This is a genomic window from Sphingobium sp. LSP13-1-1.1 (genome assembly GCF_040676415.1).
Lineage (GTDB): Bacteria > Pseudomonadota > Alphaproteobacteria > Sphingomonadales > Sphingomonadaceae > Sphingobium.
Window position 1 is genome coordinate 20,235 of the sequence record NZ_JBEGHU010000012.1, and the last position, 25,924, is coordinate 46,158.

Genomic DNA, 25,924 nt, shown 5'->3' on the forward strand with positions numbered 1-25,924 from the left:
ATCATAGGGCGTTCGATCGGCGCAGGTGTTCGGGGGGCGTGAACCTGTCATGAAACGGCTTCTTCTATCCATTCATGATGTCGGCCCGCGATTCGAGGGTGAAGTCGACCGGTTGCTGGACCGGCTGTCGCTTCACGCCGCGCCGGACACGCTGGCGATGCTGGTGGTGCCCAATCATTGGGGCGCGCATCCGCTGCTGCCCGGATCGCCCTTTGCGACGCGGCTGCGCCGCTGGGCGGAGGCGGGGGTCAGCATGTTCGCCCATGGCTGGTTCCACAAGGACATGGCGACCCATGACGATGCGATCGCGCGGTTCAAGGCAAGGCACATGACCGCCGGCGAGGGCGAATTCCTGGGGTTGGACAGGGTGACGGCGGCGCGGCGCATGGCCGAGGGCCGGGACCTGATCGAACAGGTCACGGGCGTAGCGGTCACAGGCTTCGTGGCGCCGGCCTGGCTATATGGCGCACCCGCGCGCGAGGCGCTGGGCCAGAGCGGATTTGCGCTGGCGGAGGACCATATGAGGGTGTGGCATCCGCCGTCGGGCAGGATATTGGCGCGAGGGCCGGTCATCACCTGGGCCAGCCGCAGCCGGGCGCGGATCGCATCGTCGCTGTTGGCGGCGCGCCTGTTGCCGCCGGTCCTGCGCCATGCGCCGGTCGCGCGGGTGGCGGTGCATCCGGGCGATGCCCATGTGCCGGTCCTGCTGGAGAGCATCGACCGGGTGGTGCGGCGGCTGGCACGCACGCACCGGCCCGCCCGTTACGGCGAGCTGCTGGCGGGATGAGATGCGGATCCTGACTTTCCTCCACAGTTTCGAGCCCGGCGGGGTCGAACGGGTCGCGCTGAGGCTGGTGCGCCGCTGGCGGGAGCAGGGCGTCGATGCGCCGCTGTTCCTGGGGCGCGGCGAGGGCGCGATGCGGGGCGAGACCGGCGAGGGACTGGACCCCCATGTGCCGCGCGGTCCCGGATTTTCCGTCGCGGCCTTCGAGACGCTGTGGATGATCATGACCCTGCCAGGGTTCATCCGCCGGACGAAGCCCGATGTCCTGTTCTGCGCGGGCAACAGCTATGCCGTGGTCGCCGTGGCGATGAAGCTGTTGCTGGGGCGCGCCTGTCCGCCGGTGCTGGCGAAGATCAGCAACGACCTGGAAAGGCGCGACATGATCTGGCCCGCGCGCATCGCCTATCGGTTGTGGCTGCGCATCCAGGGCCGGTTCATCGATCATTTCATTGCCATGGCGCCGGGGCTGGAGCGGGAGATCACAGCGCTTGTCCGTCCGGGCACCGGTGCGATCAGCGTCATTCCCGATCCGGCCCTGTCGGTCGACCAGATCGAGCGTTTGCGCGCCGTCCGCAGGGCAGGCGAGGGCAGCGGTCGCCGCTTCGTCGCCATCGGCCGTCTGGCGCGGCAGAAGAATTTCGCGCTGATGCTGGCCGCCTTTGCCCGGGCGGCAGGGGCCGAGGACCAGTTGCAGATCTTTGGCGAAGGGCCGGAGCGGGGCAGGCTTGCCGCCTGCGCCCGGCGGCTGGGCATTGCCGACAGGGTGATGTTCATGGGCCATGTCGCCGACCCCGCGCTGCAGACCGGCGGGGCCGCCGCGTTCCTGCTGTCGTCCGACTATGAAGGCGTGCCCGCCGTGCTGCTGGAGGCGCTGGCCGTGGGCCTGCCGGTGATCGCGACCGAATGCAGCGCGGCGATGCGATCGCTGCTGGAGGACGGGGCGCTGGGCCAGCTTGTGCCGCCGGGCGACCTTGCCGCCTTTTCCGCCGCCCTTGCGCAAGCGCCCATGCCGCAGGACGCCGCCGCCAGCCTGGCGCAGGCGCGGCGGTTCACGCTGGAAGCGGCATCGGCCGCCTATCTCGACTGTTTCGCCGGAATTTCCGCGCGGCCGACTGAGGTTCGCCGCGGCGCGCGACGTCACTCCATCCCGTCCACAATGACGAGCCCCCTATGACCGGCAACAGCACTACCGGCCTTCTTCCTCCCTCCGCCGTGCCGATCGACCAGGCAATGCTGGACCCCAAGCCGCTGATACAGTCGGGCCGCAACTGGACCCGCTGGGCCGGGCCGCTGGTGTCGGTGCTGATCCTGGTCGTGGCGCTCCACCAGTTTCACGGGCTGGATCCCGCCAGCCTGTGGGCGATGGTGCCGGGCAGCATCGCCTTCTGGGCGGCCTTTGCGCTTTATTACCTGGCCGGTCCGCTGTCGGAATGGGTGATTTTCCGCCGGCTCTGGGCGATCCCGGCCGAAGGTTTCGCCGCGTTGCTGCGCAAGCTGGTGAGCAATGAGATCCTGCTGGGTTATCTGGGCGAGGTCTATTTCTACGCCTGGGCGCGGCGCAGCGCGAAGATCACCACCGCGCCCTTTGGCGCGATCAAGGACGTGACCATCCTGTCCGCGCTGGTCGGCAATGGCGTCACGCTGGTCATGGTCGCCTTTGCCGTGCCGCTGCTGGGTGTGGTGGATGCGCGGCTCAACAGTTGGGAAGTCGGCGGGTCGATCCTGTTCGTGCTGGCGACGTCGCTGGTGGCGATGCTGCTGCGCAAGCGGCTCTTCACCCTGCCGCGCGCTGAATTGTGGGTGGTGGCGGGCATCCATTTGCTGCGCATCATCGCGACCACGGTGCTGGCGGCGATGATGTGGCACATGTTGCTGCCGGACATTCCGCTGAGCTGGTGGATCCTGCTGGGCACGCTGCGCCAGCTTGTGTCGCGCCTGCCCTTCCTGCCCAACAAGGATGTGGTGTTCGCCGGCATGGCCGCCTTCCTGATCGGACGCGACAATGAGATCGTGTCGGCCATGGCGCTGATGGCGTCGCTCATCCTGGCGGCGCACCTGCTGGTCGGCATGGCGCTGGGCGTGACCGGCCTCATGAAAGAGGGACGGGCGCAGTGATCGCGATGCTGATGCTCGCCGCGGCCATCCCGTCCAGCCCGGATTTGGGCAAGGCGGAGGGCCGGTGCCGCGCGAGCGAGAATGGCTCGGCCTTCCTGGTAGAGGTCAAGGGCCTGAAGGATCGCAAGGGTCGGCTGAAGCTGGAACTCTACCCCGCCAACGACACGGATTTCCTGGCGGACGACAATGTGCTGGTGGCGGCGGGCAAGCCGTTTCGCAGGGTCGAGGAGGCGGTGCCGGCCGCCGGGCCGGTGCAGCTTTGCATCCGCGCGCCGGGCCCCGGCACCTATGCGCTCAGCCTGTTGCACGATCGCGACGCCAATCGCCGCTTCTCGATTTCGGTCGACGGCATCGGTTTTGCCGGCAATCCCAAGCTGGGCTGGTCCAAGCCGTCTGCCGCCGCCGCGAGCGCGACGGTGGACAGCGGCCCGGCCCACATCGTCATCATCGTCAATTATCGCCGGGGACTCTTCTCCTTCGGCCCGATCAAGGAATAGGTCATGCGCATCGTGGATGTCTGCGCTTTCTACGCGCCCAGCGGCGGCGGCGTGAAGACCTATGTCGAACGCAAGCTGCGCGCAGGGGCGATGGCCGGCCATGAGGTCATCATCCTGGCTCCGTCGGACAGCGACCAGGTGGTGGAAGCGGGGGGCGGCAGGATCGTCATGCTGCCCGCGCGGCGCTTTCCGCTCGACCGGCGCTATTCCTATTTCGACGATGAAGCCTCGCTCCACGCCATGCTGGACCGGTTGCAACCCGATCTGGTCGAGGCATCCTCCCCCTGGTCCAGCGCGGCGATGGTGGCGCGCTGGCGGGGCGATGCGCCGCGCGCGCTGATCATGCATGCCGATCCGTTGTCGGCCTATGCCTATCGCTGGTTCGGATCGGTGCTGAGCCGCGAGGCGATCGATCGCGGGTTCGACTGGTTCTGGCGCCATCTGCGCCGGCTGGACCAGCAGTTCGACCTGGTGGTCAGCGCCAGCGACAGCCTGTCCCAGCGGCTGGAGGCCGGCCGGCTGCGGCGGGTGATGACCCTGCCCATGGGCGTCGAACCGGGCTATTTCAGCCCGGCGCATCGCAATGAAGGACTGCGCGCGCGCCTGCTGGAGCGTTGCGGCCTTGGGCCGGAGGCGACGCTGCTGCTGGGGGTGGGCCGTCATGCGCCGGAAAAGCGCTGGCCCATGGTGATCGATGCGGTGGCGTCGGCGGGCTTTTCGACGCCGGTCGGCCTGGTGCTGGTCGGCGACGGCCGGGAAAGGGCGCGGGTGCGCCGGGCGTCGGCCAATAATCCGCATATCCAGTTGCTGGCGCCGATGCATGCGCGACCGGCGCTTGCCGAACTGCTCGCCAGCGCCGACGCGCTCGTCCATGGCTGCGAGGCGGAGACATTCTGCATGGTGGCGGCCGAAGCGCGCGCCAGCGGCCTGCCCGTCATCGTGCCCGACGAGGGCGGTGCGTCCGACCAGGCGCGCAGTGGCGGAGGGTTGCTCTATCGCGCCGGGCAGGCCGACAGCCTGGCCGCGGCCATCGTCGATTTCGCGCAGGCTGATGCTGTGGCGCGGCGCCGGACGGCGCTGGCGTCGGCTTCATCGGTCATGACCATGGACGACCATTTCGACCGGCTGTTCGCGGTCTATGACGACATGACCAGGGAACGGCGCCATGTTGCTTGACCGGCCTATAGCTCGCCCCATGCGCCCGCGCCGCCGCCTGAGCCTTCCTGTCTTCCGCAGGCGGCCGCCCGACGCGGGACAGGCCCATTCCTGTGGTCTGCGCCATCGTTCCACCTGCGAAAGCTGGTCCTTGATGACCGCCATTCTCTGGTGGCTGTTGCGTTCCGATCGGTGACATCGGCGCGGCCGGGCTGCGCCGGCCGTGCCTGACGCCGGTCGCGGAAAATACCGGACCATCGGTACGAATACTCATTAAAAGTCTGATAATAGTCGATATTCTGGTCTATTTGTGAAGCGTGTTATGGTAAAAATAATCACCGGGTAAGCACTGATTTTTCCCAGAACGACACAAGACTGGCGGTGAAGCGGCGCCATTCATCCGCTCGGTTTGCCGGCGCTTCCGGCGCGGCGGACCATCAGTTCCCCGATGCGTTCCAGTCGTATGGCAAGGTGGAAAGCGGCTTCCTCCTTCCATGGCGGCGCGATGATCTGCACGCCGATGGGAAGGCCTGCCACGGCCACGGGTGCGGTGAGGACGGGCAGACCGATGAAGCTGATGGGCTGGGTATAGAGGCCCAGATTGGCGCGCACCGGGATTGTTCTGCCATCGACCGTTACCGAGGCCTGGCCGATCTCCGGCGCTGTGGTGAATGTGGCGGGCGCGAGGAGAAGGTCGTGCTCGGCGAACAGCTTGGCCGCCTGATCGCGGAACCATGTCCGCACGCGCTGCGCCTGGAGGACGGCCGCGGCTGGAAGTAGCGCGCCTGCGAAAAGGCGGTCGCGCGTCGCCGGGTCGAAATCCTGCGGGCGGGTGCGTAATCGCTCGCTGTGCAATTGCCCACCCTCGGCGGCGGAGATCGTGAAGGCGGCTGAGCGCGCCGCTTCAGCGCCGCGCAGGTCGACAGTGCGGTCGGCTCCGGCTGCGGCCGCGATCCGGTCCATCGCCTCGGCGACCTCGGTGGTCATCACCGAGGCGAACCAGCCGCCGAGGCGTGCCACGCGCAGCGGTCGGCCATTATCGGCCAGCGCCGCGACCGAGGCGGCGGGCGGCATGTCCAGCATGGCTGGATCTTCCGGGTCATGGCCTTGCATCGCATCGAAGGCGTGGGCAAGGCCGTCGAGGCTCGCTGCGAAATGGCCGGTGTGATCAAGGCTGGCAACGAAGGGAAAGGCGCCGCGCCGCGAAAGGCGCCCGAAAGTAGGCTTCAAGCCATAAACGCCGCAGAGCGAGGCCGGGATGCGGATCGAGCCGTTGGTGTCCGATCCCAGTGCGACGTCCACCAGTCCTGCCGCCACCGCCGCTGCCGAACCGCCCGATGATCCGCCGGCGATCCGCGCGGGATCGTGCGGGTTTCGCGTCGGCCCGTAATGATAATTCTCGGTGGAAAAGCCGTAGGCGAACTCATCCATGTTGAGTGTGCCGAGCAACGCGGCGCCCGCGCTGCGCAGCCGTTCCACCAGAAAGGCGTCACGCGCTGCGGGCGGTTCATCCTTGAGAATGATCGATCCGGCCAGCGTCACCTCACCCGCAATGTCGAACAGGTTCTTTACGGCGAAGGTCAGGCCGGCGAGCGGAGCGCCCGTCCGGTCGGCCCGGTCGGCGTCGGCCAGCGCCCGTTCGGGCTGGACGGAAGTGAAGCAGTTGAACGCGGCGTCCCGATCGGCGATCGCGGCGAGGCTGCGCAGCACTGCCTGGCGTGCGAGGCCGCTCATGCGCGAAACATCGGCGCAGGATCGACCGCGTCAGGCAATTCAATCCCGGAAAAGGCTACTATATGATCGGCCAGAATATCGAGCCATTGCGCCACGCTTTCGGCATAGGCGTCCGGTACGTCCAGCGGCGCCATTGCGGCGATGCGTTCGGCGAGTTCGGGCTGGAGGCTCATGCCTGCTTCACCGCATCGATGACATCGGGCGACGCGGCGACGAAGCCGAAGCATTGGCGGATGTTGTAGAGCGTCGCTTCGGCGCAGAAGCCGGGTGATGTCGTCGCGCTGCAATCCTCCAGCAGCACGCAGTCATAGCCCCGGAAACTCGCGTCCTGGAACGTGCATAGCACGCACTGGTCGAGATTTACCCCCGCGAAGAGTAGCGTCGTAACGCCAAGGTTCCGCAGGATCGCGTCGAGATGCGTTTCCCAGAAGCCCGACATGCTGAACTTGGCGACGTGAATGTCGCCGGCGGTATCGCCAAACTCCTCGAGGATCGCCGCGGCCCAGCTACCGGCCTGCAACACCGGTGCGCCATTGGCAAGCGGATTGCCGAGGCCTGTGCCGGTGCCCGAAGCATTGTAGACATGGAGGGTCGAGGGGCCCAGGTTCAGAAGGTCTGGCCGGTTGCCCCAGTTGACCCAGACGACGGGAATATTGGCGTTGCGGGCCTCTGCCAGCATCGCATGTATCGGCGCGATCAGCCTTTGTCCGGGCGACACGTCAACGCCGATCGAGGCAAGCCAGCCGTCGGCGTGACAGAAGTCATTCTGCATATCGACGATGACAAGCGCCGTGCGGGCAAGGTCGAGCCGGATATGCTGCGGCGTTGCCGGGATCGCCACGGGTCGCGGGAGGCGTGGCGTGCGGACGAAATCCACGGCGGCTTCATTGACGCGCCACTGGTTGTGCGGGGCGCTGCCGAGCGGGTGCATCACGGCCATCACGCGGCCTTGAGGCCGGTCAGCGTAACGAGGTCCTCGGCATCCAGTTCTACCCGCTCCCCGGCGCGGATCAATTCGGCGAAGCCCTCGTTCGGCACCATGAAGGTAAGCGTGTAGAGCTTCGCCGCGCCGGTGTTGACGACGACATGCTCGGCGCCCGGCCGTAGCATCAGCGCGTCGCCGGGCGTGATGCGCCGGACGGTGTCGCCGCAATGCGCCTCACCCTCGCCCGAAATGACGTAGAAATATTCATGGGCATGCGCGTGGCTGTTGGGCGGGGTCCGTCCGCCGACCGCAAATATCTCCACGACGCAGACCGGTTCGATCCCGTCGGCCAGCGGATCGAACAGGAGAGCGAAATAGTTGCTATCGCCGGGGGCGATTCGCCGCGCTTCCACATCGCGGACCGAGCGGGCTAGCATCATCTCATACATAGTCCTGGTTTTCCTGTTGGGTGGTCTGCCCTTGAGCCATCGAAAGGTGCAGCAGCGATCCGCCCGCGCCGCCGGTGATGATCCCGATCGTGATGAGCCGTGCCTCGCTCCGGGGAGCATCGGCCGGCCGGCGTCCGGTGCCGGGATTGACCGGATAGGCCGGATAGGCGGCGGCGGCGATCGAGAGGCGAAGCCGCTCACCGGGGCGCAGCGTGGCGCAGGTCTTGCGCAGCGACACGGCGATGCGATCCCCCGCCCGGTGATCGAGCAGGGAGCGATGGCCTTCGGCGATCTGGGTCACCCTTCCTCGCGCGTCGATGCGCGAGAGAACGCAGGCAAGATCAAAGGCCGGGCTGTCGCAGGCCACGGCAAGATCGGCGCCGACTTCGCCGAACAACGCCAGCGAATCTTCAAGCGGAGCCGTGGTGAAGGTGAGCACGTCGGTACGATTGTCCACCTTAGCCCGGTAGACAGGTCCCGGCGGTGTGCCGAATGCGCCGCCCACGCTCGGTGCCGGCCGCCAGGGATCGTGGACAAGGTACTCAATGCAAGTCTCTCCGGGAGCCGGCCCAAGTGTTGCGCTTGTTCCGTCAACCGAGGCAATGCCTTCCCCACCCAGATGGAAGGTCGTCCGCTCCTCCGGCCAGATGTCGCCCGTCCGCCATTCGCAGGTACCCATGTCGAATAGCGAGATCGGCGGCGAGAGTTCGACGTTGGCATCGTCCATGAGCCAGCGCCGGAACCAGCGGACTTGGGCATGGTCGACGGGGCTGACGGCGGCGGACCCGAAATCGCGATCGGCCACGGAGCGGTCCCACGGAAAATGCGTCCAGGGGCCGATCATGAGCGCGCCGCCGAGTGCATCGAAGCCCGCGAGCGTGCCCGGCAGATGGGTGTCGAACCAGCCGCCGACGAACAGCGCCGGAACACCGCCCGCGCGCAGTTCCGCGAGCGCGGCGCTCGGTGAGACGGCGGACCAGTAGGGATCGCTGGCGGGGCGTTCCAGCCAGTCGTGATAGTGCCCGAGCGCGCGGTGGCGTTCGAGCACCGGCGGCCGCGCGTTGACGGGGGCATTGAGCGGGAGCGCGCGCGATGCGGCGAACAGCTCCTCCCACGCCGCCATCTCGCCACGATGCTCGGCGGTACCCGCCGCCATCTGGATACCCCAGCTGATGTTGGACGCGAGGCGCAGCGCGCCGTCCTCGCTCGCCCAGTCGGCGAACAGGTCCCAACCGATCATCGCGGGCGCCATGGCCCTCAGCGCGGGCGGACGCAGTCCAGCCGCGAGAAGCTGGTTGGTGCCCTGATAGGAAAACCCATAAAGACCGACCCGCCCATTGGAACGCGGCAGCGCAGCGGCCCATTCGATCGCCTCGGCGCCATCGCGTGCCTCATGGACAAAGGCGGTAAATTCGCCCTCGGAGGTGCCGCGTCCTCGCACATCCTGGATAACTACGATGAAACCCTGGCGTGCGTACCAGGCGGGGTGCGCGTAGCATAGCGCCGAGCCGAGCCGCCGGCCGTAGGCCTGCCGCATCAGGAGCACCGGCGCATCCTCCTCGCCAAGCGGCATCCAGATGTCGGCGTCCAGCCGCACTCCGTCCGAAGTCAGCATCGATGCCTGGACGAGGCCGGGAAGAGCGCCTTCGCCGGAGGACGCAATGGTCTTGTGCGGCATGGTCCGGTCGAGCACGGCTATAGCGTCTCTGACGGCATGAACGTACGCATCTTGCCGGGGTTGAGAAGCCCTTGGGGATCGACATCGTGCTTGAACCCGAGCTGGTCTCCGGGCAGTCGCTTGTAACGGCTACCGTCCTCGACAGTGTAGACATGAGGATTGGCGACGGGCGCGCCCGCGTTCTCGAAAATCGCGATCAGCTCGGCGAGCCGCTCTTCGCCGGTGTAGCGAACGACGGGCAGGCTGTTCATCACATGACCGCCGTCGAAGCCGATGAACTCGACATGCCACATCACTTCGTCGCCCAGCCGCGTGCGTAGGCCGTGGAGTATTTCGGGCGTGGGGAAGATAGTCTGCAGATAGGTGTGGCCGCGCTCGCGCCGCAGGACGTGCTGGGTCGCGTGATTGAAGCCGAGTTCGTAGATCGGGAGGGATGGGCCTTCTTCCCCTCCCGAAGCGCGTTCCAACGTGACGCGGCCATTGTGCGCCGCCGCCAGTTCGTGCGCCGCGACAAGGCCCGCCGGCGCGACCATCAGCGCGGCGATGGCGCTGCCTTCGGGAATATAGGGAACATAGGGTCGGAAATAGCGCGCCTGGCGGTCATCCGAGATCGAGCACAGACGCTTCTGCACGCCTTGGGCCTTGCACATCGCGTGGCCAAAGGCGATTGCATCCTCGAACTGTTCGAAGGTCACGAGCAGGTCATGCCAGTCGACGGCCGGTTGCACCGGCAACGCCAGCCGGACGAGCAGGCCGGTCGTCCCGAAGGTGCGATTGATGAGGTTGCATTGGCTGCCGGTCAGATCGATCAGGCGGGGCGTGTCCTCTACCGTAACGAGGCTGGCGCCGATCAGGTTGCCGGGTTCGCGCAGACCGCCCCAGGTGACCGAACCAACGCCGCCGGTCCCGCCCGAGACGAAGCCGCCGACGGTCGCCGTTTCCCAGGTGGAGGGAAACATGCGCAGTTCATGACCCCGCGCGCGTAGCGCCTGCTCCAGCGCGTGAAGCGTCATGCCAGCCTCGACCGTGACGACACCGTCCGCAACCTCGATCAACCGGGCAAGGCCGGTCATGTCGATCACCGCTCCGCGTCTCAGTGGAACGGCCTGCCCGTAATTGCCGGTCCCGCCGCCGCGCGGCGTCAGCGGAACGCCAGTGCGCGCGCTGGCCGCGGCGACGGTCATGACCTCATCGACGGAGCGGGGAGAGACGATCACGTCAGCTTCGCAGTCGTGAAGCAGCGCGGACAGCACCGGGCTGAACCAGAAATAGTCCTTGCTCTTGCGCTTGAGATCGGCGGGCGCCCGGCTCCACGGCACATCGCCTAGTTGGTCGAGGAAACCGGCGAGGTTCATGCGGTTGCGGCCTGTGAAATAGCGGCCGGAGCGCCGATGCGCTCGACCGGATAGCGCGCGACCTCGTGGAGAAGGGCAATGAAGCGCGCAGCAGCATGATCGGCGACCAGCTTGCCGCGCTCAGCGTCTGCGGCGGCGGCGTTGCCACATGCACCTTCGGGGTTCAGGTCCTGAATCTGCCAACCGAAACCGACCTTGCCTTCCGGCGTCAGGATGTCGAAGTCAGCCTGCATCGTCTTGCTCAAGGAAACGAAGTTCCGCGCCTTCGCCATGTCGACAAGGTCAGGGCGCAAGTGCAGCATCAGCGAAGTCTCGATCTCGCCGCCATGGATGCCATGGGCACATTCCTCTGCCGAGAAGAGCCCCGGAGGCATGCCCATCTTCGACCACGCGGCATTGACCACGAACATGCCTAACTCAACCCGTAGCGTTCGTGCGACGATGTCCATGATCTGAGGCTGGCCGCCGTGCGAATTGAGCAGGACGAGCCGTCGGATGCCTGCCCTACGAACGGATCGGCCCAGTTCCAGGAGCAGATCCGTCAGCACCGAAGCCGGAAGACTCAGCGTGCCGGGGAAGGCGAGATGCTCATCGCTCTTGCCGACTGACTGGATCGGCAGGGCCACGACGGGCAGTTCTGCCGGGGCTTCGCTCAGAGCCTGTGAGAGCAGGCCCTCGTTGATGCAGCTATCGACATAGACCGGCAGGTGGGGTCCGTGCTGCTCGATGGCGCCCACCGGCAAGATCGCAATGGTATTGGCGGGCAGGGCCTGAAAAGCGGATGACGGCATGTCGCGCCAGAGCCGGGCCGGGTAAAAGTGGGGCGGCATTGCAAATTATCCTTTCTTGCCGAGCCCGCCTCACGGTAAAGCTTCCTTGCACTGAAAAAAGCATCGATTTGCGACCGCGGTGATGCCTTTTTTCGCCAACAGAGGGAGTCGCTACCTTGTTGCACGGACGTATGCTGCGGTACCTGGATGTCGTTGCCCGCGTGGGGACGATCCGAAAGGCTGCGGCGCAGCTCCACATCGCGTCGTCCGCGATCAACCGCCAGATCATCGCGCTGGAAGAGGAACTGGGCGAACCGCTGTTCGAGCGTATGCCGCGCCGCATGCGCCTGACTGCCGCCGGCGAAGTCCTGATCCAGCATGTGCGCGAAACGCTGAGGGCCCACGAGCAGACGATGCAGCAGATCGAGGCCATGAAGGGGCTCAAGCGCGGTGCCATCACGCTCGCAACCACGCTCGGGCTGTCGGCAGGGCCGATGTCGCAGATCATCAGCGATTATGTCGATTCCTATCCGCGTGTGCGTGTGCGAGTTTCGAGTGCGGTGACCGAGGGGATAGCCAACGCGGTCATGAACGGCGAAGCGACCCTTGGGCTAGCGTACAGCATACCGCCGAGACCGGGGCTCAAAACCCTGTTCGCGGTGGACCTGCCGTTGGGCGCAATCGTCGCGGCCGGCCATCCTTTGGCGAGCCGCGACCGGCTTCGCCTCAGCGAACTTCTGGACTATCGGCTCGTAATCGCGGAGCCGGGCATGAGTCTGCGCACCGTGATCGATGTGGCTTTCAGCCGCTTCGAGGCGGTTGCCCCGGTGCTGGAGACCAATTCTGTTGAACTGATGCGCAATTTCGTTGCGGCTTCGGATGCGGTCGCGCTTCTCAATCCGCTCGACGTCGTGACGGAACTGGCTTCGCAGCGCCTCGCCTTCATACCTCTGGATGATGAAAATCTCCACCCGCAGACCCTAAGGCTCATTTCGCGCTCAAACGATCCGCTCGACTCGATCGCCAGCCACTTTGCCCAGCATCTGATCGAGCGCGTGACAGCACTTGCCGGGGACGTTGCGGATGCGCGTATCGGATAGTTTTGCAAGAAACAGCCCGGTCAGACTGCTGCCATAAAGGCAGCGCACACGACGCAAAGTGATGCTTTTCTTGTAGAGAAGTTTTCATATCCTGCGTGTGTCTGCCAGTTAAGGGGAGCGCGTGGTGATGACGAGTCCAGCAGGTGTTCAAACGATCACGCCTCACTTGTCGCAGGCGCGGGAAAGTGTCCCCTCGGCAAGACCGGCCGTGGCGCTCTGCGCGCTGGCGATGGTGGCCGAAGGCTTCGACACCTACTCCGTGGGCTATGCGGCCCCGATCATCATACGCGAATGGGGCTCCAGCCCAACGATGATCGGCAACTTGTTCGCCGCCAGTGTCGTCGCTTCGGCGATCGGCACGATGGGCATTGGCGTGATCGCCGATCGATTCGGCCGAAAGCCTTGCCTGATCGTCGCCCTCGTGGTCTTTGGCCTTGCTACGCTGATCACCGCGCATGTCGCCAATATGGCTGAACTGGCGGCTGTGCGCATTTTGTCGAGCCTGGCGCTAGGTGCCTCGGTGCCGAGCGCCATCGCACTGGCATGCGACGCGGTTACCCCGTCGCGGAGGGCGGCGACGGCGGCCTTGCTGTCCGCCAGCATTGCCATCGGCATTGTCGCCTCGGGTCTGGCGGCGGCGGCACTTGTGCCGGACCACGGCTGGCAGTCGCTGATGTATGTCGGCGGGCTGTTCGCCCTGGTGCTTGCGCTGCCGATCCTGAAACTCGTGCGCGAGCCTGTCCATGAAGCGACCGCAGCTCTGGGACCTTCGCATAATGTTGGAGCGCTGTTCGCTCCTGTTTATCGGCGTGCGACCCTCGTCCTCCTGTTCGTCATGACGACGATCTACGCGACTTCCTTCTTCTTCAACTTCTGGCTGCCTTCCCTGCTGCTGCGGCACGATCCCGATATGCAGAAGGTCGCGCTTGCCAACGCGCTCGCGCAAACATTCAGTCTTGCTGGAGCGCTCCTCACCGGTTGGGCTATGGACCGCAACGGATTGCGGGCTCTAGCCGCGATCTTTGCCGTAACCGCGATCGTGTTGACCGCAGCGGTGGGCCTTCCCAGCAGCTTCGTGGGTCTGGTGCTTGGCTGCTGCTGCATCTGTTTGTGCATCAATGGCGCTTTCGGCGGCGCTCTTGCCGCGCCGGTACAGGTCTATCCCCAGGAGATGCGGGCAACCGCGCTGGGGTTCACGATCGGCCTCGCGCGCCTGATCGGTGGCAGTCTGGGCCCGCTGGCCGGGGGCTGGCTGCTCGCCTGGAACCTGCCGACAATAGCGGTTGCGGTCGCTTTCGGGCCCTTCCTGCTGTTGAGCGCAGCGGCGCTATTTCTCTATGCCCGGCGAGCCTGATGCGCGGCGCTGCCTGCCAACGAAATGTAACGCGCCGATCCGCATGGCGAACCAGCGCGTCCTTTCTTTTGCGAAGACGGTCAATAGCCGTATGAGCGGCGGAACATCTCGCGGACATGCTCGCCCGCCGTGCAGGTGGCGAAGCGGCGAGGCCGGTCGGCATTGATGCAGGACGGGATCGGATCGATCACGGCGTCGCTGCGCGGGCTGTAGAAAAAGGCGAGCGAATAGCGATCCGCTGCGCCGTGATTGTTCCGGACCCGGTGGAAGTTCGAGGCATAGCGTCCGTTCGTCCAGCGCATCATCAGGTCCCCCAGGTTGACGACGAACGTACCGGGAATCGGATCGGCCCTGACCCACGTCCCGTTGACGTCGCACACCTCCAGTCCACCAAGCGAATCCTGCGCCAGCAGGGTGATGCCGCCCCAGTCGGTATGCGCGCCAGCGCCGATCTGGTTGAACGCCGCATCGGCCTTTTGCGGCGGATAGCGCAGCATCCTGAGCTTGGCTTCGGCACCGGCATAGTACGGCGCGAACCAGTCCGCCCGTAGCTCGAGCGAGAGCGCGATCTGTTGCAGAACCCGGTCGCCCAGAAGCTGCAAGGCATCGCCATAGACCAGGGTCTGCTCACGGAATCCGGGGAGATCCGGCCATTGATTGTGGCCGGATGTCCGGGCCTGCGTGCGCGCGTTCTCGGCGGGAAGGTTCGTGGTGCAGTAGAAGCTTTCCTTGAGATCGACGGGCGCTAAGTCGCCGCCATCCTCCTGGCTGTCGAGTATCTGCGCGCCGATCGGCTCGAAGCCGGCACCGGCGGGGGAGTTCTTCATGTGAAGTGCTTGTTTTTCGGCAAGCGGCGTGTCCAGCACCGCCTTGGCCGCGGCGAACTGCCGCGCGATCAATTCCTCTGGAACGCCGTGACCGGCGATGTAGAAAAAACCGATCTCGCGGCAGACCTTGCCTATCGCCTTCCCCACCGCCGCCGGAGGCCCCGAAATGTCGATCACCGGGATTACCGCGGCAGGCCTTGGTGGCGTGTAGATGCGCATGATCTTCCTCAGAACTTCTTGGTGAAGGACAGGCCGTAAGTGCGCGGCATGTTGTAGACCGTGTTCACCGCCGAGCCGTTCTGGAACGTGCTGTTTGTATATTCGTCGTTGGTCAGGTTCTTCGCCCAGAGCGACGCGGTCCAGCCCGTTTCCGGCATGATGAGCTGCAGTTGGGCATTGACGAGCGTCGCGTCGCTGTCGATCCGGTAGATCGGCGTGTTCTCCGTATTGGTGAAAACGCTGCTCTGGCGGTGGACAGATCCGCTCAGCGACATGTCGAGATCATCGGTGACAGCCCAGCGATAGCGGGCTGAGGCCGAGCCGGTGAAGGTCGGCGCATTCGCGAAGCGGTTGCCCGCCGGGAAATTCACGCCGCCGCTGGTGAAAGCTCCGACCCAGCTATCGATAAGCCCACCGTCAAAGCGCAGCTCCATTCCGCGCACCGGTCGCACCGCCAGTTCGAAGTCCACGCCCTTGATATGGGCGTCGGACAGGTTGGCGAAGCGGTTGACGAGGAGGTTGCCGACCAGCTGCTGCTGGTTGGTCTGCATGTCGTTGTACTTGTAATAGAACAGGCTGGTAGTGAGGCTGACCAGATTGTCCCAGAGGTTCTGTTTCCAGCCGATTTCGAACGCATAGAGGTGTTCGCCCTTGTACGGCAGGAGCTGCGAGGAGTTCGTCGCGACCGCAGGGGCTATGAAGCCGCCGCTCTTGAAGCCGTGCGTGATGCTACCATAGATCAGTGTGTCGCGGCTTGGCTTGTAGTTGACGCCGACCTTCCAGGACACGGCATCCTGTTTTATAGAGCCGTCCATGAAGGCTTGGTTGACGTCCCCGACGTCGACGACGCCGTTCTTGTTGACGTCCTTCCAGGTGCCGCCGATCTTGCTGTTGAATTCGTGGATGTAGCGTGCCCCGGCGGTGAGTTGCAGCGTAGGGGTCACGTTCCAGTCAAGTTGAGCATAGGCTTGCGCCGTACGCGTGTCGGCGCTGTTGGTGCCGATGAAGTTGCCGTTCTGGATCGGAGCGATGGTGTAGGTCGGGTTATTGGTGTTCGCCGTCGAAAGATAGACACCGCCCATCCACTCCAACGGGCGAGTACCGGTCGAGGCGATCTGCAGGTCCTGCGACCACTGCCAGGTACGCTGGTCGAGAATTGCCGTCTGCTCGGTAATCGGCAGCGCGTCGGACTTGATGTAATTTTCCTGCCAGTGGAGATAGCCGGTGGTCGAAGTGACCGCAAAACCATCGCCGCGCCAAGTCGCAATCAGCGTACCGGTATAGGCCTTGCCTTTCACGGTCCATGGATCGTTCTCGCTGATCGTATGGACATCGGTGGAGGTGCGCAGCGCGCCGAAGAGCGAAGCGCAAGTGTTGCCGAAATCGATCTGGTTGGCCAGCGATACTGGACAGAAAGGCGTCGTGGCTCCCGGCGCGCCGCCAGGGACGTGACGGCCAAAGGCGGTGAAGGCGCCCGGCTCGTCGTCCTCGTGCTGATACCCGAAGATGCCCCGCAGCGTCAGGCTGTCCGTCGCTTCCCACTTTAGCTGCGCGCGTACGGCCACCTGGTGGATCTGGCCAATATCATGGCCACCGGGGTAAAGGTTGTTGATCCAGCCGTCGTACATTTGCCGCGTTCTGACCGAGATGCGCGCGGTGAGCCCCTTGCCGATCGGCCCACTGATGGCTCCTTCGCCTTCGAAAGCGCGGTAATTGCCGAGGCCGCCGGTCAGATAGCCGGACAAGGTATCTGTCGGCTGGGCTGAGCTAACCGTGACGGCTCCCGCCGTGGCATTGCGGCCATAAAGCGTCGATTGCGGGCCCTTCAGGATCTCGACGCTCTGAACGTCGAAGAACTGCTGGCTGATCGTGCCGATATTCGGGCTGTAGACGCCATCGAAATAGACGGAGGTCGATGGGTTGCTGGCAACGGTGAAGTCGTTCATGCCGACGCCGCGGATGGTGATCACCGGCTGGCCGCCGCCGGGCCGGATTTCACGGACCTCGACGTTGGACGTCAGCTGCTTGAGCTCGCCGATGCGCTCGACGCGCTCCACCTTGAGGCGTTCTTCGGAAATCGCCGTCACGTTGATGCCGACGTCCATGGTCGATTGCTCACGCCGCTGAGCGGTAACGACGATCTCGCCGGCACCCGCGTCGGAAGCTTCATCCGCATTTGCGGATGCATCCGCGGCATGCGCAGCAGCGGGAAGCAGCAACAGCATCGGCAGCAGCGATGCGCCGGTGCGGAAACGGTTTCTGATATGTCCGGTATTGAAGATCGTCATGATATGGTCCCCCGAAGAGCCGGCATGGTTGTGCCAGCGATGTTGAGCACGGCCCCTCCCGGACCTCTCCCCAGACGTTTGTCGGGCGCACCAGGCCGATGCTCCTGCTCCGATCACGCGGTGTTGCTGCTGCTCATACAATCGCAGTCTGTGCGCACTTAAAAGAACCGTTTTTGCTCAATATTGATGCTAAAAAGGGGACGCAGGGGATGTCGCTTGATCAAGCGACCTATTCCGCGCTTTGCCGGACCAGGTTTCTATTGCTGCCTTTGAAGCATCGCAACAGACGCATAACGATGCTTTTTGCACAGTGGCGACGCTGATAGCTCGGATGCGCTACCGGAAAGGACCAGTACGCCGCCATGATGATCGACGAACCTGAAACTCATGCCGAGATCGCCGCGCTGGTCGAGCGCTACGAAGATGCGCTTGACCGCAACGACATCGGGGCGCTCGACGCCATGTTCTGGCACTCCCAGCAAGTGGTGCGCTTTGGCGTGGGCGAGAATCTCTATGGCGAGGCCGAAATCGCGGCGTTCCGTCGGCAGCGCCAAGGAGGATCGCCGCCGCGCACGGTGCGCAGGATCGCGATCACCACGTTCGGGCGCGACTTCGCCGTCGCCAACGTCGAGTTCCAGCGCCTTGGCGGCGAGACGATCGGCCGGCAAAGCCAGAGTTGGGTCCGTTTGCCAGAGGGTTGGCGCATCGTTGCCGCGCATGTCTCGCTGATGGGGCAGACCTCCTGATGCTGCACACGCCACGTGCCTATCGCGGGATGGTTACCGCGCCGCACCACCTGGCGAGTCAGGCTGGCCTCGACATTCTCAAGGATGACGGCACGGCCGTCGAAGCGTGCGTTGCGGTCGCGGCGACGCTGGCGGTAGTCTATCCGCACATGACCGGCATCGGCGGCGACGGCTTCTGGCTGATCGCCGAGCCGGACGGAACGGTGCGCGCGATCGATGCCTGCGGGAAAGCCGCTTCCGGGGCCGACCTCACGCTTTACGCAGGGCATACGGTCATCCCTTGGCGCGGACCGCTCGCCACGAATACGGTGGCGGGCACTGTCTCGGGCTGGGAAGCAGCGCTGGCCGGGGACAGCGGGATGTTGCCGCTTGACCGCTTGCTGCGCGCTGCCATTGCGCTCGCCGGCGATGGCGTGGCGATAACGCGCGGCGGTGCGAATGTTGCGGCAGCCAAGGGCGATGAACTTCGCTACCAGCCGGGCGCTTACGCCGCCATCTTCGAGCCGGAAGGCAGGCCGCTCCGCGAGGGCGATCGGCTGCGGCAGCCTGCGCTCGGCGAAACCCTGGCAAGACTGGCGCGCGACGGGCTCGGCAGCTTTTACCGCGGTGAGCTGGGGTGTAGCATCGCTGCCGACCTTGCCGCGCTGGGCAGTCCGGTCACGCAGGACGATCTGGCCCGGCACACGGCTTCGCATGTCGCTCCGCTTAGTCTGTCCATCGGCGGTGCGCGTCTCTACAACATGCCACCGCCGACGCAGGGCATCGCCTCGCTGCTGATCCTGGGCCTGTTCGACCGGCTCGAGGCTGGCGGCCCAGATGAATTTGCGCACATTCACGGGCTGATCGAAGCGACCAAGCAGGCCTTTATCTGGCGCGATGCGCATTGCAGCGATCCGGCCTACATGACGGTCGATGCCCAGGCGTTGCTCGACGATGGCGCCGCCCTTGACACCATGGCGGCGCGCATCGATCCGGCCCGCGCATTGCCGTGGCCGCACCCCTCGGCGCTGGGCGACACGACCTGGTTCGGGGCGGCGGACGCGCGGGGGCAGGTCGTCAGTTGCATCCAGTCCACCTATTTCGAATTCGGCTCAGGCATCGTGCTGCCCGGCAGCGGCATCACTTGGCAGAACCGGGGCGCGTCCTTCCGTCTTGCAGCCGATGGCTGGAATGCGCTGAAACCTGGCCGCAGGCCTTTTCACACATTGAACCCGGCCCTTGCCCGCTTCGATGACGGGCGCGTCATGGCCTATGGGACGATGGGTGGCGAAGGTCAGCCACAAACACAAGCGGCGCTGTTCACTCGCTATGCCCGCTATGGTGCGCCGTTGCAGGAAGCGTTGTGCGCACCACGCTGGCTTCTCGGCCGGACCTGGGGCGAGGAGAGCACGACGCTGAAGCTGGAAGCCGGCTTCGATGCCGGCCTCGTCGCGGCTCTGACAAAGGCGGGGCATGAAATCGAACCGGTTGCACCGCTCAATTCCGTCATGGGTCATGCCGGCGCAATCGTTCGCCATCCCGACGGGATGATCGAAGGCGCCGGGGACCCGCGCTCCGACGGCGCGGTCGCGGCCTGGTGACCTGCTTCCCCATCATGTTTTGCAACAGGACATATCGATGATCGTGCGTATAATCGGCTTATTTGAACCGCTCGTCCTCGCGCTGGTGGGTACGGTGCTGCTGGCGTCGCTCCTGCCCGCGCACGGAGCGTTCGTCCCGGTCATGGACGGGTTTGCGGACGCCGGTATTGCGCTGCTGTTCTTCCTGCACGGGGCCAAGCTGTCGCGGGAAGCCATCCGCGAAGGCGCGCGCAACTGGAAAGTGCACATCGCCGCACTGGCGACGACGTTCCTGCTGTTTCCCCTGTTTGGCCTTGCCTTCACCGCCGTGCCGCTCGGCCTGGGGCCGCTGGCCGCCGGCTTGCTGTTCCTGACGTTGCTGCCCTCGACCGTCCAGTCCTCCATCGCCTTCACGGCCGTGGCGAGAGGCAATGTGGCGGCGGCGGTCTGCAGCGCATCCTTCTCCAATCTGCTCGGCATTTTCGTGACGCCGTTGCTGGTTGCGCTGCTGATGTCAGGCGCGGCCGGGCAAGGCGGCATTTCCCTGGGGACGCTCGAATCGATCGTGCTGCACTTGCTGGTGCCCTTCTTCGCCGGGCATCTCCTGCGCCCTGTGATCGGCAGCTTCGTCGCTCGGCACAAATCGCTCCTCTCCTATGTCGATCGCGGTTCGATCCTTCTTGTCATCTACAATTCCTTCGGAGCAGCGGTGCGGGAGGGGTTATGGCACCGCGTTTCCCCAATGGCGTTGCTCGTCGTCGCTCTGCTCTGCTGTCTGTTGCTGGCGCTGGTGCTCCTCGCCACGCGGGCAATGGGCCAGGTCCTTGGTCTCGCCCGGGAAGATCTGGTCGTCCTGCAGTTCTGCGGGTCGAAGAAGAGCCTCGCATCGGGAGTGCCCATGGCGGGCGTGCTGTTCCCGGCCGCGCAAGTGGGTCTGGTTATCCTGCCCCTGATGGTCTTCCACCAGATCCAGTTGATCGTATGTGCATTTCTGGCGCGCCGTTATGCAAACGAGAGTCAGGCTACTTATGGCGAACCTGCCCGCGCCGAAGCGTGAGGTGTGTGTCCATGCATCAGCCAGCATCCGGATTTCACGCAAGCCCTGCTGGGATATCGGACCTCAGAAGTTTAGGCCTGTGCATCCGTGCTAACCAGAAGTCGCGTTCGCCATGTGCCTTTTCTCGTAAGGTGTATCCGCTGCCTTAACCTTCCCGCTAACACTATAGGAAAACCGGCGGGGAACCGTCCTTGGCTGCTTGGCTCCTCCTCAGGCCGGATCGCTTGTTTGCCACAACTGGCAGGCTTCGAAATAGCAGAAGCAAAAAACCTTATGACCCATCGCCGAAAAGTAATCATCGGACAATCACGAGATGCCGAAGGAATTTTCCTTATTTGCGCATGGTTAAGCCGGAAATCGCAGTTATCCGATGGGTTCTTATATTAACGACGTTGAAATTTCATATACCAGACTTCATGGCCAAGGCTGCGCGCCTTGGCTTCGTAGCGGGTTTCGGGCCAGCCGCCGGGGCGGTTCTGAAAATCCCGGGGGGTGCTGGCCAGCCATTCAAAATCGGGATGGCCGTTCATCACCATCAGCGCCCAGCGCAGATAGACGGGGTGATCCGTGCCGAAGCGGAATTCGCCGCCGGGCTTGAGCTTTCGCGCGATCATCGCCACGGGGCCGGGGTTCATCATCCGGCGCTTGGCATGGCGGGCCTTTGGCCAGGGGTCGGGATGGAGCAGATAGACGAAGCTGAGCGCACCGTCCGGTATCCGGCTCAGGACCGAGAGCGCGTCGCCCATATGGAGGCGGACATTGCCCAGCGCCTGGTCGCGGACATGGCCGAGCGCCGTGACGACGCCGTTCAGAAAGGGTTCGCAGCCGATGAAGCCATGATCGGGCAGCAGGTCCGCGCGATAGGCGAGATGTTCGCCGCCGCCAAAGCCGATCTCGAAATGCAGCGGGCGATCATAGCCGAACAGGCCAGCGGCGGTGACTTCCCCCTCCTCCGGCACGGAAAGGGCCGGCAAAAGGGTGTCGACCAGTTCCTGCTGCCCCTTGCGGAGCTTGTGCCCGGATTGGCGGCCGTAGAGGCGGTTGAGCGTGGTGGGATCGCCGGATTTATGCGCAGTCATGCGCGGCCCGATAGAGCATTTTCGAGGCGAACGAAATCACCCCGCGGATAAAGATGCGGGGTCGATCGAAATGGGAGGGCGCGGCAAGAAGATCGAGGCGCAATGGGGCGCCTCCTGTCCCCGGTGTTGAGGAGGTTGGGCCGGGGACAGGAGGCTCAGGCCTGACGCCGTGGGCGGGCGCCGGCTTGTTCCTTGGGGTGCGAGGGATCGGGTGCCGCGTTCGATGAGGGTCGGCGCGGAACCCGTCAGGTCATTTGCACTTCGTGAAGCGGCCTTTGGCGTCCTTGCACGGTCCCTTCTTGGCAACCGGCTTGGGCGGACATTTGACGAACTTTCCCTTCGCGTCCTTGCAGGGTGCGGCGAGCGCTGGGGCGGCGCTGCCAACCACGAGAGCAAGGCCGAGGAGGGCGGAAGTCAGTGACCTGGTCATCGCATTCCCCTTGGTAAGAGGGTTGCCGGACCCGACAGGGGTGCGGGTCCGACGCCCTGTTTATGGGCGTTTTGCAGGCGGCATGCCAATGAACTTTTCGTCATGTTGCCGCAATGCGAGTCGGGCGTCAGCGCGCGCCGGAGCACGCGATTCCGATGCCTTCCTGCTGCATCATGGCCGCGGCGCGTTCCGTGGCGACGCGGGTGTCGTCGGCCAGTTTCTTGACCTCGCCCGCGACGACCGCGAAGCCGCGCCCGGCCTCGCCGGCGCGGGCGGCCTCGATCCGGGCGTTGAGGGCGAGCATGTTGGTCTGGGCCGCGATTCCCCGGATGGTGGAGACGATGTCGGCCAACTGGTCCATGGTCCTTTCCAGCGCGTTCTTCTGCCGCTCCAGATCATGCTGAAGGCGGTGGCTGTCGGCGAGGCGGTGGCGGGCCTCCTGCTCCTGCCGGACCTGGCGGGTGATGTCGGTGGCGATCTTGACCACCTTGAGCGGCGTGCCGTCGGCTTCGAAGACGGGATTATAGGTCGCCTGCAACCAGATTTCGCGACCGTGGCGGTCGCGGCGGTCATAGGCGCCCGCGTCGAATGAGCCGGAGCCGAGTTTCCGCCAGAAATCGGCATAATCCTGCGAAGCGGCATGGTCCGGCGCGCAGAAGATCCGGTGGTGCTGGCCGACGACCTCTTCGAGCTGATAACCCATCAGGGACAGGAAATTTGCATTGGCGGTCAGGATCGTGCCGTCCAGCGCGAACTCTATCACCGCCTGGCTGCGGTTGAGGGCGGTCCAGGCTGCTTCGGCGCCGCTGGTGCCATATGAGAGGGAAGAGGCCAAACCATGTCTCCTTGATCCGTCGCGCGCTAGGCCAGGCATGGTTAAGGAAAGGTAAGGGCATAAGAAGAAGGGGCTGCCGGGCGACCGGCAACCCCTTTATCGGCATGGCCTTTTCAGTGCGGTTAAAGCGCGGCCTTGAGCTTTTCCACCAGATCGGTGCGTTCCCAGGGGAAGAAGTCGCCCTCCGCCTTTCGTCCGAAATGGCCATAGGCGGCGGTGGGCTGATAGATCGGCTTGTTGAGGCCCAGATGGGTGCGGATGCCGCGCGGGGTGAGGCCGCCCAGTTCCTTGATGTTCCTGATCGCCTGCTCGATCCGGTCGTCGCCGACCGTTCCGGTGCCGTGGGTGTCGACATAGAGCGACAGCGGTTCCGACACGCCGATGGCGTAGGCAAGCTGGATCGTGCAGCGGCGGGCGAGGCCGGCGGCGACGATGTTCTTCGCAAGATAGCGGGTGATATAGGCGGCCGAACGGTCGACCTTCGTCGGGTCCTTGCCGCTGAAGGCGCCGCCACCATGGGGCGAGGCGCCGCCATAGGTGTCGACGATGATCTTGCGGCCGGTAAGGCCGGCATCGCCGTCCGGGCCGCCGATCTCGAAGCTGCCGGTCGGGTTGATGTGGTAGACGGTCTCGTCGGAGAGCAGGTTGCCGGGCAGGACTTCGGCGACGACGCCCTTCACGTAATTTTTGAGTTCCGCTTCCTTCGCGCCCTCGTCATAGCCCTTGGCGTGCTGCGTGGAGACGACGATGGCGGTGGCCGCGGCAGGCTTGCCATTTTCGAAGCGCAGCGTCACCTGGCTCTTGGCGTCGGGTTCCAGGAAGGGGGCGCGGCCGCTGTGGCGGTCGGCGGCCATCTTCGCCAGGATCTTGTGGCTGTAGTCCAGTGTTGCGGGCATGAGGTCGGGCGTTTCGTCGCAGGCGAAGCCGAACATGATGCCCTGGTCGCCGGCGCCCTCATCCTTGTTCCCGGCCGCGTCCACGCCCTGCGCGATATGCGCGGACTGGGCGTGCAGATTGTTTTCGAAGCGGAAGCTTTCCCAATGGAAGCCGTCCTGTTCATAGCCGATGCGCTTCACCGTTTCGCGTACGGCGCTCTCAATCTCTTCCTGCGCGCCGGGCGCCCATTCGCCATCTTCATAGACGCCCTTGCAGCGGATTTCGCCCGCCAGCACGACGAGTTGCGTCGTGGTCAGCGTTTCGCACGCGATGCGGGCTTCCGGATCCTTCGACAGGAAGAGGTCGACAATGGCGTCGGAAATCTGGTCTGCGACCTTGTCGGGATGGCCTTCGGAGACGGATTCCGAGGTGAAGAGATAGTTGTTGCGCATGGGACTCCCGTTAGCACGCTGTTTGAGCAGGCGACATAAAGAAAAGTTTATGTGGCTATTAGCGGGTCGTTCTGCGGGTGGCAATGGCCAGCAGGATAAGCACGGCCATGAAGGCGAAAGGCGCCAGGTTGCCGAGGCGGGAGAAAAGCGTCGGCGGCAGCGCGGGGGGCAGTGCGGTGTCGATATAGCCTGCCCGATGATGGCCGATGCTGTTCAATATATGGCCGCGGGCATCGACCACCGCGGAGATTCCGGTGGGGGTGGAGCGGACGACGGGAATGCCCTCCTCCAGCGCGCGGAGGCGGGCCTGCGCCAGATGCTGGACGGGCCCCCAGCTACCGAACCAGGCGTCGTTGGAGGGGTTGAAGAGGAAGTCGGGACGGTGCGCCTTGTCCACCACCTGACCGGAGAAGATGATTTCGTAGCAGATCTGGCCGCCCATGCTGAGTTGCGGACGGCCAAGGGTGGCGGGCAGGGTCAGGCTTTGCGGGCCGGGGCCGGGCCAGAAATCGACATCGCCGGGCACAAGGCGGGAGAGGCCGAGCGGCTGGAGGATGTTCCGCATCGGCAGATATTCGCCATAGGGGACGAGATGGGACTTGTCGTAGCGGCCCAGCAGGCGGGCGCCGCTATCCACGACGAACAGGCTGTTGTTGGCGCCGGCGAGCGCGTTTTCCGCGATCCCGTCTTTCGCGACCTGCTTGAAATAGACCTTGGTGGCGCCGGTCATCAGGAGGTCGCCGGGGCCGAGCAGGGCCGCCAGCCGGGCGCGCCATTCCGGTTCCATGTCGAGATAGGCGGGAATGGCGGCTTCCGGCCAGAAGATCAGGCGCGGTGCGGGGCGTGGCGTGCCCGACAGGGCGGCGAGGGTGCGGAAATGGGCCTGTTCGAGTTCGGGCGAATATTTTTCGTCCTGGCCGATATTGGGCTGGACCACGCGAATGCGCGGCGCGCCGGCCGGAGTGGGCGGCGCGGGCGAGAAATTCCCCCAGAGGGCGAGGGCGCAGAGCGGTGCGGCGATGGCGGCGGCGGGCCCGATCCGACGGCGAAGGGCGAGGAGGAGCGCGCCGGATGCGAGGATGGCGAGCGCGCCCAGGCCATAGGTGCCGATCAGCGTGGCGGCGATCGCCATGCCGGTGGGGAGGAGGATGACGCCCAACGGGTTCCAGGCGAATCCGGTGAAGACGGTCGCGCGGAGATATTCGGAGGCGAGCCAGGTGGCGGCCAGGAAGAGGATGAGGGGAAGTGCGGCCCGTTCCTGGTTGCGCCAGAGCATGGCGGTCCGTACCCGGTGCCTGAGCCACCAGGCGGCGAGCGTCGCCAGGCCGGGATAGACGGCCAGATAGAGGGACAGGAGGAAAACCGCGCCATAGCCGAACCAGTGGGGCATCGCGTCCTGGAAGGTGAAGGCGTGGGCGATCCAGTTGAGGCCCAGGGTGAAATGGCCGACGCCGAACAGCCAGCCGCGCATGAAGGCGCCGCGGCGGTCGGGGGCCTGTTCGATCAGGACGATGAGCAGCGCGAAGCAGGCCAGGGTGAGCGGCCAGAGGTTCAGCGGTTCGAAGCCCGTGGCCGCCAGGCATCCGGCGAGCATGGCGGCGAGTTTCGGCACGCGGGACGGAATCTGCCTCATGCCGCCG

The 25,924-nt window shown here is 65.1% G+C and carries 23 protein-coding genes; 10 read left to right on the forward strand and 13 right to left on the reverse strand.

From position 1 onward, the window contains the following. The first annotated feature begins 49 nt into the window (after positions 1 to 49). Genes MRBLSP13_RS07665 through MRBLSP13_RS07685 form a run of 5 tightly spaced genes read left to right on the forward strand, consistent with a single transcriptional unit; the run spans position 50 to position 4,572 of the window. The gene (locus MRBLSP13_RS07665) at positions 50 to 787 is read left to right on the forward strand and encodes a polysaccharide deacetylase family protein (protein ID WP_363753810.1); all 738 of its coding nucleotides are present in this window, start codon (positions 50 to 52) and stop codon (positions 785 to 787) included. A 1-nt stretch (position 788) separates the two neighbouring features. Then, positions 789 to 1,958, forward strand: coding sequence for a glycosyltransferase (locus MRBLSP13_RS07670; RefSeq protein ID WP_363753812.1), 1,170 nt, complete (start codon positions 789 to 791; stop codon positions 1,956 to 1,958). Next, a complete protein-coding gene (locus tag MRBLSP13_RS07675) occupies positions 1,955 to 2,899 on the forward strand; it encodes a hypothetical protein (RefSeq protein WP_363753815.1) in 945 nt (314 codons plus the stop codon). Before MRBLSP13_RS07670 ends, MRBLSP13_RS07675 begins: the two co-directional genes overlap by 4 nt. Before the next feature lie 5 nt (positions 2,900 to 2,904). Then, positions 2,905 to 3,396, forward strand: a complete 492-nt coding sequence (locus MRBLSP13_RS07680; RefSeq protein ID WP_363754334.1) for a DUF2141 domain-containing protein — start codon at positions 2,905 to 2,907, stop codon at positions 3,394 to 3,396. Positions 3,397 to 3,399: 3 nt separating this feature from the next. After that, a complete protein-coding gene (locus MRBLSP13_RS07685; protein WP_363753818.1) occupies positions 3,400 to 4,572 on the forward strand; it encodes a glycosyltransferase in 1,173 nt (390 codons plus the stop codon). A 375-nt stretch (positions 4,573 to 4,947) separates the two neighbouring features. On the opposite strand, the gene MRBLSP13_RS07690 is transcribed toward MRBLSP13_RS07685, so the two are convergent. Genes MRBLSP13_RS07690 through MRBLSP13_RS07720 form a run of 7 tightly spaced genes read right to left on the reverse strand, consistent with a single transcriptional unit; the run spans position 4,948 to position 11,522 of the window. Then, positions 4,948 to 6,285 (reverse strand): AtzE family amidohydrolase, encoded by a 1,338-nt coding sequence (locus tag MRBLSP13_RS07690; protein ID WP_363753820.1) that lies wholly within the window; start codon positions 6,283 to 6,285, stop codon positions 4,948 to 4,950. Further along, complete coding sequence (locus MRBLSP13_RS07695) at positions 6,282 to 6,458, reverse strand: hypothetical protein (protein WP_363753822.1); 177 nt, start codon at positions 6,456 to 6,458, stop codon at positions 6,282 to 6,284. Before MRBLSP13_RS07695 ends, MRBLSP13_RS07690 begins: the two co-directional genes overlap by 4 nt. After that, entirely contained in the window at positions 6,455 to 7,225 is a 771-nt protein-coding gene (locus MRBLSP13_RS07700) for a cysteine hydrolase family protein (protein WP_363753824.1), read from the reverse strand. Before MRBLSP13_RS07700 ends, MRBLSP13_RS07695 begins: the two co-directional genes overlap by 4 nt. Continuing rightward, positions 7,225 to 7,659: a cupin domain-containing protein gene (locus MRBLSP13_RS07705; protein WP_363735312.1), complete on the reverse strand. Its 435-nt coding sequence runs from the start codon at positions 7,657 to 7,659 to the stop codon at positions 7,225 to 7,227. The genes MRBLSP13_RS07700 and MRBLSP13_RS07705 overlap by 1 nt, the downstream gene beginning before the upstream one ends. Further along, positions 7,652 to 9,352 (reverse strand): CocE/NonD family hydrolase, encoded by a 1,701-nt coding sequence (locus MRBLSP13_RS07710; protein WP_363753826.1) that lies wholly within the window; start codon positions 9,350 to 9,352, stop codon positions 7,652 to 7,654. The genes MRBLSP13_RS07705 and MRBLSP13_RS07710 overlap by 8 nt, the downstream gene beginning before the upstream one ends. 2 nt (positions 9,353 to 9,354) lie before the next feature. Further along, on the reverse strand, positions 9,355 to 10,692 hold the full coding sequence (locus tag MRBLSP13_RS07715; protein ID WP_363753828.1) for an FAD-binding oxidoreductase: 1,338 nt from the start codon (positions 10,690 to 10,692) through the stop codon (positions 9,355 to 9,357). Continuing rightward, a complete protein-coding gene (locus MRBLSP13_RS07720) occupies positions 10,689 to 11,522 on the reverse strand; it encodes a creatininase family protein (protein ID WP_363753831.1) in 834 nt (277 codons plus the stop codon). The genes MRBLSP13_RS07715 and MRBLSP13_RS07720 overlap by 4 nt, the downstream gene beginning before the upstream one ends. A gap of 116 nt (positions 11,523 to 11,638) precedes the next feature. On the opposite strand from MRBLSP13_RS07720, the gene MRBLSP13_RS07725 reads away from it, so the two are divergent. Next, positions 11,639 to 12,562 (forward strand): LysR family transcriptional regulator, encoded by a 924-nt coding sequence (locus MRBLSP13_RS07725; protein WP_363735309.1) that lies wholly within the window; start codon positions 11,639 to 11,641, stop codon positions 12,560 to 12,562. A gap of 127 nt (positions 12,563 to 12,689) precedes the next feature. Then, a complete protein-coding gene (locus MRBLSP13_RS07730; RefSeq protein WP_363753834.1) occupies positions 12,690 to 13,916 on the forward strand; it encodes an MFS transporter in 1,227 nt (408 codons plus the stop codon). Positions 13,917 to 13,996: 80 nt separating this feature from the next. Here MRBLSP13_RS07730 and MRBLSP13_RS07735 read toward each other — a convergent pair whose 3' ends face one another. Both MRBLSP13_RS07735 and MRBLSP13_RS07740 read right to left on the reverse strand, forming a co-directional pair. Continuing rightward, positions 13,997 to 14,962 carry an isopenicillin N synthase family dioxygenase gene (locus MRBLSP13_RS07735; RefSeq protein WP_363753837.1) on the reverse strand — a complete coding sequence of 322 codons (966 nt, stop codon included), beginning with the start codon at positions 14,960 to 14,962 and terminating at the stop codon, positions 13,997 to 13,999. Positions 14,963 to 14,970: 8 nt separating this feature from the next. After that, the gene (locus tag MRBLSP13_RS07740) at positions 14,971 to 17,391 is read right to left on the reverse strand and encodes a TonB-dependent receptor (RefSeq protein WP_363753838.1); all 2,421 of its coding nucleotides are present in this window, start codon (positions 17,389 to 17,391) and stop codon (positions 14,971 to 14,973) included. Between the two features lie 221 nt (positions 17,392 to 17,612). On the opposite strand from MRBLSP13_RS07740, the gene hpxZ reads away from it, so the two are divergent. The 3 genes from hpxZ to MRBLSP13_RS07755 are packed head-to-tail and all read left to right on the forward strand — an operon-like array spanning position 17,613 to position 20,612. Continuing rightward, the gene (gene hpxZ, locus MRBLSP13_RS07745) at positions 17,613 to 17,996 is read left to right on the forward strand and encodes an oxalurate catabolism protein HpxZ (RefSeq protein ID WP_363753840.1); all 384 of its coding nucleotides are present in this window, start codon (positions 17,613 to 17,615) and stop codon (positions 17,994 to 17,996) included. Then, positions 17,996 to 19,576 (forward strand): gamma-glutamyltransferase family protein, encoded by a 1,581-nt coding sequence (locus MRBLSP13_RS07750; RefSeq protein ID WP_363753843.1) that lies wholly within the window; start codon positions 17,996 to 17,998, stop codon positions 19,574 to 19,576. Before hpxZ ends, MRBLSP13_RS07750 begins: the two co-directional genes overlap by 1 nt. 37 nt (positions 19,577 to 19,613) lie before the next feature. Continuing rightward, positions 19,614 to 20,612, forward strand: a complete 999-nt coding sequence (locus MRBLSP13_RS07755) for a bile acid:sodium symporter family protein (RefSeq protein ID WP_363753846.1) — start codon at positions 19,614 to 19,616, stop codon at positions 20,610 to 20,612. A gap of 383 nt (positions 20,613 to 20,995) precedes the next feature. On the opposite strand, the gene trmB is transcribed toward MRBLSP13_RS07755, so the two are convergent. The 4 genes from trmB to lnt form a co-directional block, all read right to left on the reverse strand. Continuing rightward, positions 20,996 to 21,691: a tRNA (guanosine(46)-N7)-methyltransferase TrmB gene (trmB, locus tag MRBLSP13_RS07760; RefSeq protein WP_363735301.1), complete on the reverse strand. Its 696-nt coding sequence runs from the start codon at positions 21,689 to 21,691 to the stop codon at positions 20,996 to 20,998. Between the two features lie 557 nt (positions 21,692 to 22,248). After that, positions 22,249 to 22,956, reverse strand: a complete 708-nt coding sequence (locus MRBLSP13_RS07765; protein WP_363753849.1) for a methyl-accepting chemotaxis protein — start codon at positions 22,954 to 22,956, stop codon at positions 22,249 to 22,251. Positions 22,957 to 23,078: 122 nt separating this feature from the next. After that, entirely contained in the window at positions 23,079 to 24,284 is a 1,206-nt protein-coding gene (gene metK / locus MRBLSP13_RS07770) for a methionine adenosyltransferase (protein ID WP_363753852.1), read from the reverse strand. Positions 24,285 to 24,342: 58 nt separating this feature from the next. Continuing rightward, complete coding sequence (lnt, locus tag MRBLSP13_RS07775) at positions 24,343 to 25,917, reverse strand: apolipoprotein N-acyltransferase (RefSeq protein ID WP_363753855.1); 1,575 nt, start codon at positions 25,915 to 25,917, stop codon at positions 24,343 to 24,345. Between the last annotated feature and the right edge of the window lie 7 nt (positions 25,918 to 25,924).

Coding starts and splice junctions, on each gene's coding strand:
- MRBLSP13_RS07665 (WP_363753810.1), top strand. CDS start 50: ATGAAACGGCTTCTTCTATCCATTCATGATGTCGGCCCGCGATTCGAG.
- MRBLSP13_RS07670 (WP_363753812.1), top strand. CDS start 789: ATGCGGATCCTGACTTTCCTCCACAGTTTCGAGCCCGGCGGGGTCGAA.
- MRBLSP13_RS07675 (WP_363753815.1), top strand. CDS start 1,955: ATGACCGGCAACAGCACTACCGGCCTTCTTCCTCCCTCCGCCGTGCCG.
- MRBLSP13_RS07680 (WP_363754334.1), top strand. CDS start 2,905: ATGCTGATGCTCGCCGCGGCCATCCCGTCCAGCCCGGATTTGGGCAAG.
- MRBLSP13_RS07685 (WP_363753818.1), top strand. CDS start 3,400: ATGCGCATCGTGGATGTCTGCGCTTTCTACGCGCCCAGCGGCGGCGGC.
- MRBLSP13_RS07690 (WP_363753820.1), bottom strand. CDS start 6,285: ATGAGCGGCCTCGCACGCCAGGCAGTGCTGCGCAGCCTCGCCGCGATC.
- MRBLSP13_RS07695 (WP_363753822.1), bottom strand. CDS start 6,458: ATGAGCCTCCAGCCCGAACTCGCCGAACGCATCGCCGCAATGGCGCCG.
- MRBLSP13_RS07700 (WP_363753824.1), bottom strand. CDS start 7,225: ATGGCCGTGATGCACCCGCTCGGCAGCGCCCCGCACAACCAGTGGCGC.
- MRBLSP13_RS07705 (WP_363735312.1), bottom strand. CDS start 7,659: ATGTATGAGATGATGCTAGCCCGCTCGGTCCGCGATGTGGAAGCGCGG.
- MRBLSP13_RS07715 (WP_363753828.1), bottom strand. CDS start 10,692: ATGAACCTCGCCGGTTTCCTCGACCAACTAGGCGATGTGCCGTGGAGC.
- MRBLSP13_RS07720 (WP_363753831.1), bottom strand. CDS start 11,522: ATGCCGCCCCACTTTTACCCGGCCCGGCTCTGGCGCGACATGCCGTCA.
- MRBLSP13_RS07730 (WP_363753834.1), top strand. CDS start 12,690: ATGACGAGTCCAGCAGGTGTTCAAACGATCACGCCTCACTTGTCGCAG.
- MRBLSP13_RS07735 (WP_363753837.1), bottom strand. CDS start 14,962: ATGCGCATCTACACGCCACCAAGGCCTGCCGCGGTAATCCCGGTGATC.
- hpxZ (WP_363753840.1), top strand. CDS start 17,613: ATGATGATCGACGAACCTGAAACTCATGCCGAGATCGCCGCGCTGGTC.
- MRBLSP13_RS07750 (WP_363753843.1), top strand. CDS start 17,996: ATGCTGCACACGCCACGTGCCTATCGCGGGATGGTTACCGCGCCGCAC.
- MRBLSP13_RS07755 (WP_363753846.1), top strand. CDS start 19,614: ATGATCGTGCGTATAATCGGCTTATTTGAACCGCTCGTCCTCGCGCTG.
- trmB (WP_363735301.1), bottom strand. CDS start 21,691: ATGACTGCGCATAAATCCGGCGATCCCACCACGCTCAACCGCCTCTAC.
- metK (WP_363753852.1), bottom strand. CDS start 24,284: ATGCGCAACAACTATCTCTTCACCTCGGAATCCGTCTCCGAAGGCCAT.
- lnt (WP_363753855.1), bottom strand. CDS start 25,917: ATGAGGCAGATTCCGTCCCGCGTGCCGAAACTCGCCGCCATGCTCGCC.